The 14803-nt window shown below is 38.3% G+C and carries 11 protein-coding genes; 7 read left to right on the top strand and 4 right to left on the bottom strand.

The window, feature by feature from the left end:
- Positions 1–9 precede the first annotated feature (9 nt).
- From HII17_RS01455 to HII17_RS01445, 3 genes are read left to right on the top strand one after another with little or no spacing between them, the layout of a single operon-like run.
- Positions 10–411, top strand: a complete 402-nt coding sequence (locus tag HII17_RS01455; RefSeq protein ID WP_169073548.1) for a cupin domain-containing protein — start codon at positions 10–12, stop codon at positions 409–411.
- 6 nt (positions 412–417) lie between these two features.
- Complete coding sequence (locus HII17_RS01450) at positions 418–828, top strand: GFA family protein (protein WP_328824437.1); 411 nt, start codon at positions 418–420, stop codon at positions 826–828.
- Positions 829–878: 50 nt separating this feature from the next.
- Positions 879–1340 (top strand): Rid family detoxifying hydrolase, encoded by a 462-nt coding sequence (locus tag HII17_RS01445; protein ID WP_169073547.1) that lies wholly within the window; start codon positions 879–881, stop codon positions 1338–1340.
- 11 nt (positions 1341–1351) lie between these two features.
- On the opposite strand, the gene HII17_RS01440 is transcribed toward HII17_RS01445, so the two are convergent.
- Complete coding sequence (locus HII17_RS01440; protein ID WP_169073546.1) at positions 1352–2266, bottom strand: LysR family transcriptional regulator; 915 nt, start codon at positions 2264–2266, stop codon at positions 1352–1354.
- Between the two features lie 454 nt (positions 2267–2720).
- Here HII17_RS01440 and HII17_RS01435 point away from each other — a divergent pair, with 454 nt between their 5' ends.
- The 4 genes from HII17_RS01435 (at position 2721) to HII17_RS01420 (ending at position 11083) form a co-directional block, all read left to right on the top strand.
- Positions 2721–4124: a S8 family peptidase gene (locus HII17_RS01435; protein ID WP_169073545.1), complete on the top strand. Its 1404-nt coding sequence runs from the start codon at positions 2721–2723 to the stop codon at positions 4122–4124.
- Positions 4125–4312: 188 nt separating this feature from the next.
- Positions 4313–6109: a sensor domain-containing diguanylate cyclase gene (locus HII17_RS01430; protein WP_169073544.1), complete on the top strand. Its 1797-nt coding sequence runs from the start codon at positions 4313–4315 to the stop codon at positions 6107–6109.
- Between the two features lie 46 nt (positions 6110–6155).
- Positions 6156–6608 carry a TlpA disulfide reductase family protein gene (locus HII17_RS01425; RefSeq protein ID WP_328824459.1) on the top strand — a complete coding sequence of 151 codons (453 nt, stop codon included), beginning with the start codon at positions 6156–6158 and terminating at the stop codon, positions 6606–6608.
- Positions 6609–6766: 158 nt separating this feature from the next.
- Positions 6767–11083 carry a PAS domain-containing protein gene (locus tag HII17_RS01420; protein WP_169073542.1) on the top strand — a complete coding sequence of 1439 codons (4317 nt, stop codon included), beginning with the start codon at positions 6767–6769 and terminating at the stop codon, positions 11081–11083.
- A 28-nt stretch (positions 11084–11111) separates the two neighbouring features.
- On the opposite strand, the gene HII17_RS01415 is transcribed toward HII17_RS01420, so the two are convergent.
- Genes HII17_RS01415 through HII17_RS01405 form a run of 3 tightly spaced genes read right to left on the bottom strand, consistent with a single transcriptional unit; the run spans position 11112 to position 14514 of the window.
- Entirely contained in the window at positions 11112–12476 is a 1365-nt protein-coding gene (locus tag HII17_RS01415) for a sigma 54-interacting transcriptional regulator (RefSeq protein WP_169073541.1), read from the bottom strand.
- Positions 12476–13021, bottom strand: coding sequence for a hypothetical protein (locus HII17_RS01410; protein ID WP_169073540.1), 546 nt, complete (start codon positions 13019–13021; stop codon positions 12476–12478). The genes HII17_RS01415 and HII17_RS01410 overlap by 1 nt, the downstream gene beginning before the upstream one ends.
- Entirely contained in the window at positions 13018–14514 is a 1497-nt protein-coding gene (locus tag HII17_RS01405; protein ID WP_169073539.1) for a sensor histidine kinase, read from the bottom strand. The genes HII17_RS01410 and HII17_RS01405 overlap by 4 nt, the downstream gene beginning before the upstream one ends.
- Positions 14515–14803: the final 289 nt, after the last annotated feature.

Below are 14803 nucleotides of genomic sequence, written 5' to 3'. Positions count from 1 at the left end.
GGAGGAAGTATGATTAAGTTATTTATACTGTTTAAAGCGGGTTTGATAATAAGTGTCTTATCTATGCTGGTGTTACCCATTCATGCTAAAAGTGTACTTGAAGGAAATATAGAAGTTCAGCCATTAGCGCGCTTTGCTTTAGCTAAGCAAGTGCCCGTTATGGCAGGTTTCGATATACGAGCAAGGCGTATTGTTGTTCCAGCAGGTGCCAAAATTGGTGAACATGAACATAGTAAGCGTCCCGGCATTGTTTATGTAGAATCGGGCGTAATTGTGGAGTATCGCGGTTCATCACAGCGGGAGTTGAAAGCTGGTGATTCTTTGGTGGAAGATGCAACAACGGTTCATTCTTATAAGAATATTAGTGATGAAGACTGTGTGTTAATCGCTTTTGATTTACCTGCGCAATAAGGAAAAATGATGAATATTACAGGAGGCTGTCATTGCGGTGAAATTCAATATCAAGCAGAAGTAGATTCAGACAAGGTGATGATTTGTCATTGTACTGATTGCCAGCGCTTGTCAGGCAGTGCTTTTCGAACGGTGGTTGTGTCTAAGCTAGATGGTTTAGAAATTACTCGAGGACAAGTTAAGGAGTATGTCAAAACGGCTGATAGCGGTAATCAACGTGCTCAAGGTTTTTGTGGAAATTGCGGTTCAGCAATTTATGCAACCAGTGTAGAGGCTGGCCCCAAAGTCTATGGAATTCGATTAGGCACGGTTGATCAGCAATCAAATTTACCACCTAAAGCACAGATATGGTGTCGCTCTAAGTTGAGTTGGATTCCATCAATAAAAGCGATTAAAGCATTTACAACAATTCCTTAATGGCATAGGCATCACTAATATATAAATTTGAAAAACTATTGGAAATCATAATGAAAATAATAATATCTCTGGCTAAAGTCGTCATTGTACTTCTGGCTGTCGCCACAGGCTCTTCAGTCGCTGCAGAGCAAGTAAACGTTGAATACTTAAACGACAAAAATAGCAAAAGTACCTTACCATTTTCGGAAGCCGTAAAAGTTGGCAATACTTTATATTTGTCTGGAAAAATCGGCATAAACCCAAAAACCGGTAAATTGGCTGAAGGTGGCTTTAATAGTGAAGCCCATCAAACTTTAAAGAATATTCAAACGACGCTAGAAAAATACGGCTACGACATGTCAAATGTCATTAAATGCATGGTAATGTTAACGGACATTAAGGATTTTGGGCAGTTTAATAAAATTTACAAACAATATTTTAAAGCGCCTTACCCTGCACGAAGTGCCTTTGCTGTTTCTGAGCTAGCACTCGGTTCTTTAGTTGAAGTAGAGTGTTTGGCTGTCGTTAAGTAACAAGTTCAATCTCAATTGTTAGGAAAAAGCTGCTTTGCAATAGCAAGTAGCTTTTCTCTAAGCCAATTATTAACAGGATCTTGCTCTACTTGTTTATGCCAGTACATGTGTACAGGCATATGAGGCACATCAAACGGTAGCGTAGTAATTTCAACAGGTAGTTTATCTTTTAAAATATTGGCGTAGGCATTAGGCATGGTCAGCAACATGTCGCATTGACAAACGACACTTGCTGCAGCGAAATAGTGTTCACAACGCAGCACAACATCTCTTGCACAGCCGTGTTTAGCAAGCGCCATATCAACATTATTCACCATAGAATCTTTCAGCGAGACTATCGCGTGCGGGTATTTCACATATTCAGCTAACGATAGCTTTTCTAGTATTGGGTGCCCAGGTCGGCAAATTAATGAAAAATGCTCATTACAAATCAACTGGCTATTAATTTTGCTGCTAGTTGGCGTTAATACGTCAATCACTATATCTAAACTTTGGTCATTCAAAGCAGATTCCATTTCTGCTCGTTTTATTTGCTCACTATTGATGCGAATGTTTGGTGTATTTTTGACTAAATCGGTCATTAATGGTGGAAAAAATATTGACTCTAAAATATCTCTTAAGCCCAAACGAATAAGTCGATCATGTTGGTGTATATCAAATTCAGAAACAGGGCTAAGCGTTTCATGCAGCCCTTGTAATGATAGATGAATGCTTGGCATGATGCGTTGACATAACTCGGTTGGCACCATTTTTCGCCCATGTCTGACAAACAAAGGATCATTGAACTTATCTCGTAAACGAGCAATCGCATGGCTAACGGCAGGTTGGGTTAAATGAAGCTTTTTTGCTGCTAAGGTTATTGAGCCAAGGTCGTATACCGATTGAAGTACGATAAATAAATTAAGGTCAATTTTAGTATGCAGCATATTTATGGCTTTCTAATTTTTTGATTATCACAATTTATACTATTGTATTTAGTATGCAACTTAACTTTGCTGATTTTGTTTATTATCAATGCTAGTAATATCGCTTTGGTCAATTAATAAAGTTAGAAATAAAAATATATTGGAAAGCTTTCAGCTTTTTTTTAAATGCTATTTTAAACAGCGGCTTAGCCTTAATTTTGATTTTTTAATTAGTATGCTCATGTGCTGGTAAGACCAAGCAGGTGTTGATTGTAGGTGAATCAAATGTTACTAATTTGTTAAGTTGATTTTCTGAACAATAAGAAAATACTTACTTTTTCATATACAAAAATTATAAATAAATCTAAGCGTTGATAATTGAATAAGTAGTCGAAAAGTAGACAGATGTATCTACGTTATTACTTTTTTGGGTTCGATTAGTGGTGCTGATAAAACAATAGGAAAAAGCATAACAATGAAAAAAACACTATTAATTTCCTCATTAGCGCTAGCGGTATCAGCTACGGTAAGCGCTAAGCCAACTAACTTTATTTTAGATGTTAACGGTAAATTCAATGAAGCTAAAGTTGCTTCAGAAGTGGCAAAATCAGGTGGTACCTTAGTTGATTGTATTGAAGAGATTGGCGTCTGTCAGGTGGCTTTCTCGACAGTGGCAGAAGCAGAGAACTCCGGTTTAACTCTAGTGCCTGATGCAACGGCTTTTACTCCTAAAATAGAAAACTTACCTGCAGATGCGAACCTTGTAGTAACTGCTGAAGATTTCGCTAACCCTCCTGCAAGTGGTGATGACGATTTCTTTTTTGATCTTCAATGGGGTCATAAAGCCGTTGGTGCGGTTGAAGCATGGAATGCAGGCAATCGAGGTGCAGGCGTTCGTGTGGCCGTAATAGATTCAGGTGCAGATGCTACTCATCCAGATTTAGCACCTAATATTAATTTTGGTTTAAGTGCATCGTTTGTGCCAGGTGAGGCATGGGATTATGCAGGTACTGATGTAGGAAACCATGGTTCTCATACTGCAGGAACTATTGCTGCGGCTGACAATGGGTTTGGTACTATTGGTGTTGCTCCTGAGGCTGAATTAGTTATTTTAAAGGCGTTATCTGCTGACACAGGTTCAGGTAGCTCATACGGTACTATGGCTGCTATGGTTTACGCGGCAAATATTGGTGCTGATGTAGCAAATATGAGCTTAGGTCTTGGAATTCGACGTAATGGTTTATACGATGTAAATGATACGCCTTACGATACATCTGACGATATTAAGTTTACTGTAGGTGGTAAAGATGGCATTGCGCATTTTATTAATACTTACGCAAAAGCTGCAAATTATGCGAAGAAAAATGGTGTAACGTTGATTGCTTCAGCAGGTAATGAAGCGACTGATATGGATCACACCGATAGTCTGATCAAGTTACCAGCGGGTCTTCCTGCGGTAAATTCAATTTCGGCATTAGGTCCTCGTATGTGGGCGACTGATCCAAATACCTTTACTGATCATTTAGCTATTTATTCTAACTATGGTCAATCTGAAATCGACTTTGGTGCACCAGGTGGTGACTATACTAGTGCATTTATGCCAGGTGGTACTGATGTATGTACTGTCGCTGGCGTTAGCAATGTATGTTATGCCTTTGACTTTGTTTTCAGTACAGGTAATGGTGGCTGGTACTGGTCAGTAGGTACATCTATGTCTGCCCCTCATGCTGCAGGTGTAGCTGCATTAATTATTGGTGCGAATGGTGGCGATATGAAACCATCTGCTGTAGAGCGTGAATTGCGCAGTTTAGCACTAGATATGGGTAAGTCTGGCCGTGATGATGTTTACGGTCATGGTAAAGTACAAAGCCCAAAATAAACGTTTCTGTACTTCCATTAAAAGGCGCTTAGGCGCCTTTTTTGGCAGTTAATACCCATTAAAACACATCAATTGTTCATTACGTATACCAAAATCTTCAATGACTTAAAGCATATGTTATGCTTAACATTAAGTTAAGGTCAGAACAAAATGTTCGATAAGCATTTATCTATAAGTGATGGTTGATAATGTCTAAAGTTAAGTTGTGGGCAATTTGGATAATATGCATTTTTTTTTCGCTTCCTTTGTATGCACAAAATGCTATTGAAGTAGGTGGCAATGAACAAGGTCTCAAAAGAACTGGCCAGCAAGCGGTGTATCATGATGCTACCAATGCATTATCTCTTGTTGAAGTTGCTCAATTGCTTAATGAAGGCCAATTTAAACCGTTAAGTTCAGCCGGCTCTACAGGTCTTAAAAAAGGTGCTTTTTGGTCGTCTATTGTTATCACAAACACTTTTAGTATCCCAAATGATATTTTCTTGGAGTATATTGACCATCAAATTATTCACATTGACCTGTATATCAAAGATAAACTTAGTGGAAAATATCAGCTAGTACACCAACTTTCATTAACTAAACCATTTATACATCGACCGGTGCGGAGTCATCGCTTCACATTACCGCTAAATTTTTCTGCTAACGAAACACAAGAAATACTGGTTCGCTTTGGTTCAGACGAAGCTGGCTTTACCTATCCAAGCATGCGAATTTGGACTGCTGATAACTTTTATGAAGCGCAGACTGGGGAAGCTAGTTTTATTAGCTTCTTATTTGGTTCTTTCTTTCTCATGTCGCTATTTGCTTTGGTTGCAGGTGTCGTTACTCGACAAGAAGTATTTTATTATTACAGTATTTATGCTTTTTCTAAGATTACCTGTTGGGCAACCATATTAGGTTTTACTCATCAATATATTTTGAGGGAAAACTTTCATTGGAGTTTAATGTCAACTAGCGGCGCAATTACCATTATTTGTGGCTTACTATTTTCACGTGCCTTTTTAAAATCTAAACAATTTACTCCTAAATTAGATAAAGTACTTTTGTTAATGTTAGCCAATGCCTTGTTGTTGCTTATAAGTGCATTGTTTCAAATTAAAGTTATCGCGATTATTACGATTACTGTCGCTTTACTATTATACCCAGTATTAATCGGTGTTGGCTTTGCTAGGTGGCGACAGGGGTCAAAAGAGGCGGGTATTTATTCTATTGCTTGGTCATTCCTTGTAATTGGCCTCATTATTCAAGCACTGCGTGATTTGGGAGTCGTTGAGCATAATTTTATAAATTATTATTGGCCGCCAGCCGCTTCGCTTTTAGAAATGTTAACAATAATGTTTGCGATGTCGATGATGGTGAACAGATTACGTAAAGAGAAAAATGCGGCCAAAGCATCATATCAAGCGCACTTGGAGCAATCTAAAGCCTTATTAGAAATGGAAGTAAAAGCGCGTACTATGGAGTTAGAACAAGCTAAATCTATCGCTGAGCAAGAGGCTCGAAAAGATCCGTTGACAGGTATTCATAACCGTCGAAGTTTCTTTGAGCGAGCAGAAGAACGCCTTAAGTTGGCACAACGTAGTCAACAACGTTGCTGTTTGTTTGTTATAGATCTTGACCACTTTAAACAAATCAATGACTCGATGGGGCATGGTGCTGGCGATCAGGCATTATGCACTTTCACAGAGATTGTAAACAGGCGAGTAAGAGAAACTGATGTATTTGGGCGGTTAGGTGGCGAAGAATTTGCGCTATTAGTAACAGAGGGTTTGAGCACAGCGAAATTAGTTGGAGAACGACTAGTCAGTGATATAGCATCTGAGAAAATAACAGTTAATGATACGTCTTTTAGTATTTCAGCAAGTATCGGTTTGGTGGAAGTCAATATAGAGTACGGTATTGAATTAGCGATAAAAACGGCAGATGAAGCTATGTATATGGCTAAACGAAGTGGTCGGAACAGAGTTATGATAGGTCAGTATTAATACTGAAATAAAAGATATTATTTACAAAGGAAAAAAATTGAAATTAGTGTGGTTGGTTTGTCTAATATTCGGGTTATCAACAGTTACATTCGCCGATGAAAGAAAACAAAAAGTTGCTGAACTAACGCAATTTATAACGAAGCAGCAAGGTAAGGTTGTTTACGTCGACTTTTGGGCATCTTGGTGTATTCCGTGCAGACAGTCTTTCCCTTGGTTGAACAACATGGTCGAGAAATATCAAGACCGTGGTTTACAGGTGGTTTCTGTAAACCTTGATGCTGATAAAGACAACGCTACTCAGTTTTTAGCAGAGTTTCCTGCCTCATTTCCTGTGATTTATGATGCAAAGGGCTACATTGCTCGAAAGTTCAAACTACCAGGCATGCCAAGTAGTATGTTGTTTGATCGGCAAGGGCAGCTAATTGCAACTCATGTTGGTTTCAATAGCGAAAAACAACAGAAATTTCAGCAGGAAATCACGCTGTTGTTAGAAGATTAAATCTATAGAAGTAGTACATAAGTAGTGACTTGGCGCTGGCGAGAAATTATGATTAGTGCAATAGTTAGTCTTAATTAAAATAATCGTTTACTTTGTTATGGTTACGTTAGCTACTTACGTTAACGAGCATCAAAAGTAGTACGAACAAGGTCGGCTTAATGTTTAATACTGAATCGTTAATTGCTGGTTATAGCAAACGCTATACATTGGCTTTGTTAGCAATTGGTGTTCTTGTTTTAAGTGCATATTTTGCGCTAAATCACCAATATAGCTATCAACAACTTAACGCTAACATCATTAATGTTGCTGGTGAGCAGCGAATGCTTTCTCAGAAAGTCAGCTTATTGTCTACCGCCTTACTTACTGAGAACCATCAAGGACTATCTGAAAGTGAAGTTAAAAAGCGCTTACAACTTGCTGCAAATAAAATGTCAAAGAACCAAGCGCTTCTAGTTAAACAATTAGAAAATTTCGAGCCAAGTGCTGCTGAAAAAATTAATGAAAAGTATTTTGGTCTAGGTGCGCTTAATCAACGAGTAAAATTATATACCGACACTGCTCAACTCCTTGCTCAAGACAAACGAACGAGTTTGCGTGATCAAGATATGTTTTTCTCTATCCATACCGAGCAGATACTCGCAGACTTAGATGAAGTCGTTTCCTTGTTTGAACAGGGGGCGAATCAACAAATAGTCATAATTAAAAACATCGCGCTATTTACGTTGGTTATTACCCTATTTTCGTTAGTACTGATTGCTTTTGTTGTCTTTAAGCCGATGAAAGGTTGGCTGATAACCACTTATGATAAGTTAGCTAAAGAGCGTGATCGAGTCGCTGATTTTCAATTTGCGATTAATAAACACTCGATAGTGATACAAATCGATAGCGATAGAAACTTGGTTTTTTATAATAAAAAATTCAGGCAGGTGTATGGCTATAAAAAAGGTGAAATATTAGGTCAAAAACTCGATTTGCTAAAAAGTTCGGTACATGAAAAGTCATTTTATCAAACCATTGCCAATACATTGGCTGATAAACAAGTTTGGCGAGGTGAGTCGTGTAATAAAGCTAAAAATGGCCGTTTGCATTGGTTTACTACAACCATAGTTCCGTTGAAAAACTCAGAAAGCAACAAAGATAATTTCATTATTATTCAAAATGATATAACCGAACAAAAGCTTACGGAAATCGCGCTTAAACAATTACATGATGTCAGCGCAGACCCTAATATTCCGCTTGATGAAAAGATAAATCGATTGTTGGCTTTTGGCTGTGAATTATTCCATTTACCTATTGGCTTAGTAAGTGAGATAAGAGGCGAAAATTATTCTGTATTACACGCATGTACACCTAATAACGAAGTTTCTGCAGGCGATAATTTTGAATTGGGCAATACATATTGCTGTCATACATTAGCTGCTGACGGCCCAATAGCCTACGACCATGCTGGCGAAAGTAACATTGCTAACCATCCTTGTTATCAAGGCTTTGGACTAGAAAGTTATATTGGTACCCCTCTGATTGTTGATGGTAAACGATTCGGCACATTAAATTTTTCGAGCCCAGACGCCTACCCAAGACCATTTACCGATAGCGATTTAGAACTTATCCAACTTATTGCTCAGTGGATTGGTTACGAGTTTATGCGTAAACAGCAGCGTGAAATGTTAGTGGGACAACGCCAATTAATGGAGCAAATGAGTCAATTAGCCAAAATTGGTGCTTGGGAGGTTGATTTAATAACTGGAAAGGTTACTTGGTCGTCAATGACTAAGCAAATTCATGAGGTTCCGGAAGATTATTGTCCACAACTTGATACTGCGATTAATTTTTACAAAGAAGGCTATAATCGGGAACGTATTTCAAAGCTAGTTGAAGAATCTATTGCAACTGGACTTGCCTACCATGAAGAGCTCGAATTAGTGACCGCAAAAGGCAACGCTATTTGGGTTGCTGCTAAAGGAGAGGCAGAATTTAAAGACGGTGAATGCGTGCGGTTATTTGGCTCATTTCAAGATATAACCGAACGAGTGAATTCACAGAAAAAACTCGCAGAAAGTAACGATAGATTAGCGTTTGTTATGCAATCGACCGGCGTTGGCATTTGGGACTGGGAAATCGAAACAGGTAAAACCGTATTTAATGAACGCTGGGCAAATATTGTCGGTTATAGCCTAAATGAACTGCAACCTGTAAACATCGATACTTGGATGTCTTTAGCACACCCAGATGACTTAGCTCACTCTGAGCAACAACTTAATCGTCATTGGCAAGGTGAGACTGAAAACTATACATGTGAATCCCGTATGCGACACAAGTCCGGACATTGGGTTTGGGTACTTGATACCGGTAAAGTCGTTGAGTGGCACGATGATGGTCGACCAAAACGTATGATCGGTACCCATCTTGATATTAGTGAATCGAAACAAGCTGAAACTGAAATTGAAGATAAAAATCGACGTATGGCGTTAGCCGCCGATTCAGCTGGCATAGGTGTATGGGACTTAAATGTTATCACCAATGAATTAAGCTGGGATGACTGGATGTTTAGGCTTTATGGTGTTGAGCCTGATAAATTTTCGGGGGCTTATGAAGCATGGGAAAATGGCCTACATCCAGATGATAAAGAACAATCCGTAAAGCTATTACAACAAGCAATAAATAATACCAGTAAATTTGATACGCAATTTAGAATTATTTGGCCAAATGGGGAAGTTCGGTATATCAAAGCTTCGGCAATTAATAAGCAAGACGATCAAGGTCGAGTCACTAATATGATCGGTGTAAACTACGATGTAACCGATCGTGTAGAAAATGAAATTGCACTGACAACCGCTAAGTTTGAAGCAGAAGCTGCTGCTAAAGCCAAAAATGAATTTCTTGCTAGCATGAGCCATGAAATTAGAACGCCAATGAATGGTGTTATTGGTATGTTGGAGTTACTTGATGATAGCGAATTAAATAAAGAGCAACATCATCGTGTTTCTATTGCTCAAAGTAGTGCTCACTCACTGCTTCATCTGATAAACGATATTTTAGACTTTTCTAAGATTGATGCCGATAAACTAAATTTAGAAACTATCCCGTTTGATTTACGTAAAATGATGGGTGAGTTGGCAGAATCTTTAGCTACTCAAGCTCAATCTAAAGGGCTCGAACTTATATTAGATACAGTGGGACTTTCAGATGCTTTTGTGGAGGGAGATCCTAGCCGTATAAGGCAAATATTAACCAATTTAATAAGTAATTCCATTAAATTTACACATCATGGCGAAGTGGTTATAACCGCCATGTTAATACCTGAAGATGAAAGCCATTGGCGACTTAAGTTAAAAGTAAAAGATACAGGTATTGGTATTGCAAAAGACAAGCAAAGTTTATTGTTTGAGAGCTTTAGTCAGGTGGATTCATCGACTACGCGCCATTATGGTGGTACAGGGTTAGGGCTCGCTATTGTGAAAAAGTTATGTCAGCGAATGGCGGGTGACGTAACGGTAATCAGTGATGTTGGCGAAGGAAGCCAATTCGTTTGTGATATACGAGTTGGTAAAACCGCACAATTGCCATCCCAAATGCCTAAAGTTGATATTTCAACATTGAATATTTTAGTAGCAGATGACAACGCAACCAATTGCGAAGTACTGGTAAAACAATTAACAAATTGGGGCGCCAATGTAATAAAAGCCAATAATGGTCAAGATGCACTCGAGTTATGCAAAGAATCCATTGCTAAAGGTAGGGTGATTGATATTGGCATATTGGATATGCAAATGCCTAATATGGATGGGGAGCAATTGGCAGCAAATTTAAAACAGGTCCCCCAATTAGCTAACATAAAACTTATAATGATGACGTCGATGCAAACTAAAGGGGATGCAAAACGTTATGCTAAAATGGGTTTTAGCGGTTACTTTCCTAAACCTGCAACTACCTCTGATTTATTGGCTGCGCTACATATTATTGCCGATGATGGTCAAGCATTGGAGCGCGCAAATCCATTAGTTACACACCACTATATTAACGAGATTAATGAGTCTAGCTATGCCGAAGGTTCTTCAGTTTCTCAAATAGTAAAAAATGCAGAAACAATCGATAACAGTCAGCTCAAAGTGTTATTGGTCGAGGACAACCGAATCAATCAAATGGTTGCGAAAGGGGTACTTAATAAAATTGGTTTGAATTGCGATATTGCCAGTAATGGTATTGAAGCATTGTCCCAGTTATCTAATGCTCAACAGTGTTATGACTTAGTGTTAATGGATATTCAGATGCCTGAAATGGACGGCTATGAAGCTACTAAAGGCATACGAGCTGGTGATGGTGGCAAGCAGCACAAAGATATGATTATTATTGCGATGACCGCCAATGCTATGGCTGGTGATAGAGAAAAATGTATTGCCGCAGGTATGAATGACTACTTAGCCAAACCTATCAATAAAGATAAATTAGAGTTAACGATAAAGAGTTATTTCTAACTAAGGTTTGTTTTTAAGCTAAGTCCAATTAATCCCTAAATGCCTCAGGTGTTAGATGGTGACGATTAAGCAGCTTGTAAAATTCAGTACGATTTCGTTGAGCAATTTTAGCTGCTTTGGTGACGTTGCCATTAGTCAGCTTTAGTAATTTACTCAGGTAGTCTCGTTCAAACTGATCTTTTGCATCTTGGTATGACGGCAGTTCGCTTGGTTTATTGCGAAGCGCATTATTGACTATGCTTTCTGTAATAAATGGCTCGGTGGATAAGGCAATACTTTGTTCTATCACATTCTCAAGTTGCCTAATATTGCCAGGCCAAGGTGCTGAAATAAGTAGCTCCATCGCTTCTTGAGCAAAACCATTGATATGTTGGTAGCCACCCAGCTCTTTTCGCTGCGTTAAGAAGTATTGAGCTAACAATGGGATATCTTCTCTACGTCCAGCAAGCGGCGGTAATTCTAATTCAATTACGTTTAATCGATAGTATAAATCTTCTCTAAATTTGCCCTCTAAAATCGATTTTCTTAAGTTCTTATGAGTCGCTGAAATCACTCTAACATCAATTTTTATGGACGTAGTACTGCCGACTGGGCGTACTTCTTTTTCTTGCAAGGCTCTTAATAGCTTTACTTGAAAACTCAATGGCATATCGCCAATTTCATCTAAAAATAACGTGCCTCCGTCACTTGCTTCAAATAAACCTATATGACGAGCATTAGCACCAGTAAAGGCCCCTTTAACATGACCAAAAAGTTCTGATTCAAGTAATGCTTCCGGAATTGCCGCGCAATTAATTGCGGTAAATGATTGTTGATGTCGAGGACTTGCTTGGTGTATGGCTTTGGCTAATAACTCTTTACCTGTGCCACTTTGGCTGTGGATTAATAAGCTAAAGTCGCTTTGAGCTACTTGCTTAGCTTGTTGTAATAGTTGCTCCATTTTTGAACTTCGAGTAATGATGTTCTCACGCCATTGTTCGTCTTGATTTGATTGCACTCCACTAGGCTGTAACCTTAGCGCTTGTTCAACTGTCTCGAGTAGCTGCTGACTTTCAAAAGGCTTAGTTAAAAAACTAAATACTCCCTGTTTAGTTGCATTTATTGCATCAGGAATTGTGCCATGTGCGGTCATGATAACGACTGGAAGATTTGGTTTCTGACGACGTATTTGCTCAAATAGTGCAAAGCCGTCCATGCCTTCCATTCGTAAATCACTGATCACCATATCGGGTTCAAAGCTGGTTAACATGCCAAGTGCTATTTTAGCGTTCTCTGCAGACTCTACTTGGTAACCTGCGGCGGTGAGTCGAATACTCAACAATCTTAATAAGCTAGGATCATCGTCAACAACAATAATGCGTTTGGTGGCTTTAACATCTGAAAAGTCAGTCATTATTGACCCTCTCGATTGCTTAGTTGTGTTTCTATAGCTTTTAACTGCGCTATTTTTTGATTCAATTGAGCAATGGCTTTTTGGTGCATAGCAAGTTGCAAGTTAGTTTTGGCAATTACTTGATTATTTTTATCTATCAATTGTTTGTGCTCTTGAATAAGTAAAAGCTGTTGATTGAGCTGATCTCGCAATAAAGTGATCAGTGCTAAATCTTCTGAAGAAACTGTCGAGTAAATGTATTGATTGAATGCGCCATCATTGAGCATAGATTTCGCAGTATATGGATTAAAAATATTAGCTGACGGTAGACTATGAAGCATCAATAAATAGAGCTTTGCATTTTCAATACCATCAGCTTTTCGTTGTTGTTGAAGTATGATTTCACTATTGAGCTGTTCAGCTTCTAGCGACTTTATCCATTGATAATATTGGCCTAAGTTAGGCTTTAACGTCGCGCTACTTGATCTTTGATGCTGGCTAAACATTTGGCTACAGCCAGATAGGGTCAAGCAACAGCATAATGCGACGATAAAAAAATTATTCATGAAGAAGACTCCGCTGTAAAAGCTTTAGGTAAAGTTACTGTGAATATAGTACCTTTATTGGTGTTACCTGATTTAGGTAAGTTGCTGCTAACGTCTATTGAGCCATTTAATCGCATCACCAGCTCTTTCACTATAGTTAATCCTAAACCACTACTTTTAATCGTATTATCTAGATTGCTTTGGCCTTGGTAGAACGCATCAAAAATTAAAGGTAATTCGTTGTCTGAAATGCCAAGTCCTGTATCTTGAACTGCTATAGTTAGCCGAAGGTTGTTGATAGAGGCCGAGATGGTTATTTTTCCGTTCTGTTCTTGGAATTTTATCGCATTCGATAGCAGGTTTTCGATAATTACCGTTAGCTGCTTACGATTGCATAATATATAGCCGCTACCCATGACAAGCTCGGTAATAATATTCTTACGGTTAATTTCTAGTTTGTGCTGTTCGACAATGTTTTCTATGAGTGGTGCAATATACACTTTTTCAGCATCTTGTAAGCTACTAGAGTCAAGCACCACATTAAATGACAACAAGTCTTCAATGAGCTGCTGCAAACGATTGACATTGCCAACGATAATGTCGCTAACTTCTTGTTGCCCATTATTTAGTGCGCCTAAACTATGGTCGCTTAGTAAAGAACTCCCTTCCCTGATAGCCGCGAGCGGTGTCTTTAGTTCGTGTGATATGTGTCGAATAAAACTAGACTTTTGAAGCTCTAAGGCGTGTAAACGACTGCGCATGGTATCAAGAGCCAATGCAATTTCTCTTACTTCGGATGACCCAGTAGAATTTATTTCTTGCTCAAACTTACCTTGCTCTAACCTTTTAATGTTTGTGATCAGCCTTTTAAGCGGTGCGGTAATTAAATGAATAAAAATTGCGGCAATAGCCATGGAAATAGGCACAATTAGTAATGACTTTAAAATTACCTCATCGACATTATTTGCTTGATTACGAATATCAATAGCGGCTTCCTGAATTAACAGGTTCGTCCTTTGGCGAATCTTATTATTATGTGTATTGATTGATTTAAAATGCTTTTCAACTTCAATCAGTTCATTAAACTCTTCAGGCAAGTCGGGTAACAGTTGGCTAATGAAGCTTAACTGGTTGGTTAGGTTCGTTAATTCTTGATTAAGCTCGATGTCTCCGAATGTCATTAGTTGCTTATCAATTATGCTATCTAACTTAAACTGTTCAACGCTAAAGCGCTCTAATAACTCAGGGTCCTTTAACACAATATATTGACTAGCAAACCTTTCAATTCTAGTCAGTGATTGGTTTAGCGCTCTATTGGCGTCAATAAGTTCAGATACGGATAAAATTGATTCAGAGCCTTTTGTTGAAATTGCCTTAGTTTGCTCAGCCATATAAAGCAGAGTTACAAATAACGGCGTCATCACCAAAGCAAAACCTAAAACGGTCATACGCTTTACGGATAAATTGCTTAGCATTTTTTTTAATTGATATGAACTAGCACTAAATGAGCGCATGCCGAGTTTCCTGTATTAATAACAACGCCGTTTGTATGTGATTTACTAGCAAATATCAATACTGTCTCTAAATGGAGACAGTGAGTGGTGTAAGGTTTAACTTGGTTAAGTCTATGTTATTTAATGATAAAATTAAGAGTGTCATTTGATTTGTTAATTAAATCAATGAAAAAAAATAAATAGTGTTGCTAGTAGGCAACAAAATAACCTTTAGGATTTCGGCAATAAATATAAAGTTATTAAAAAACAAGTGGTTGTGATTTTGGTATGGACTGTGCAATAGCTATAA

The sequence above is a fragment of the Thalassotalea algicola genome, from assembly GCF_012932965.1.
In the GTDB taxonomy this organism is placed as follows: domain Bacteria; phylum Pseudomonadota; class Gammaproteobacteria; order Enterobacterales; family Alteromonadaceae; genus Thalassotalea_F; species Thalassotalea_F algicola.
The sequence above is the reverse complement of the archived record's forward strand: the minus strand, read 5'-3'. Positions and strand labels throughout refer to the sequence as shown.

Bases quoted from the DNA above. Each gene is read 5' to 3' on its own strand.
- HII17_RS01455 (WP_169073548.1), top strand. From the start codon at position 10: ATGATTAAGTTATTTATACTGTTTAAAGCGGGTTTGATAATAAGTGTC.
- HII17_RS01450 (WP_328824437.1), top strand. From the start codon at position 418: ATGATGAATATTACAGGAGGCTGTCATTGCGGTGAAATTCAATATCAA.
- HII17_RS01445 (WP_169073547.1), top strand. From the start codon at position 879: ATGAAAATAATAATATCTCTGGCTAAAGTCGTCATTGTACTTCTGGCT.
- HII17_RS01440 (WP_169073546.1), bottom strand. From the start codon at position 2,266: ATGCTGCATACTAAAATTGACCTTAATTTATTTATCGTACTTCAATCG.
- HII17_RS01435 (WP_169073545.1), top strand. From the start codon at position 2,721: ATGAAAAAAACACTATTAATTTCCTCATTAGCGCTAGCGGTATCAGCT.
- HII17_RS01430 (WP_169073544.1), top strand. From the start codon at position 4,313: ATGTCTAAAGTTAAGTTGTGGGCAATTTGGATAATATGCATTTTTTTT.
- HII17_RS01420 (WP_169073542.1), top strand. From the start codon at position 6,767: ATGTTTAATACTGAATCGTTAATTGCTGGTTATAGCAAACGCTATACA.
- HII17_RS01415 (WP_169073541.1), bottom strand. From the start codon at position 12,476: ATGACTGACTTTTCAGATGTTAAAGCCACCAAACGCATTATTGTTGTT.
- HII17_RS01410 (WP_169073540.1), bottom strand. From the start codon at position 13,021: ATGAATAATTTTTTTATCGTCGCATTATGCTGTTGCTTGACCCTATCT.
- HII17_RS01405 (WP_169073539.1), bottom strand. From the start codon at position 14,514: ATGCGCTCATTTAGTGCTAGTTCATATCAATTAAAAAAAATGCTAAGC.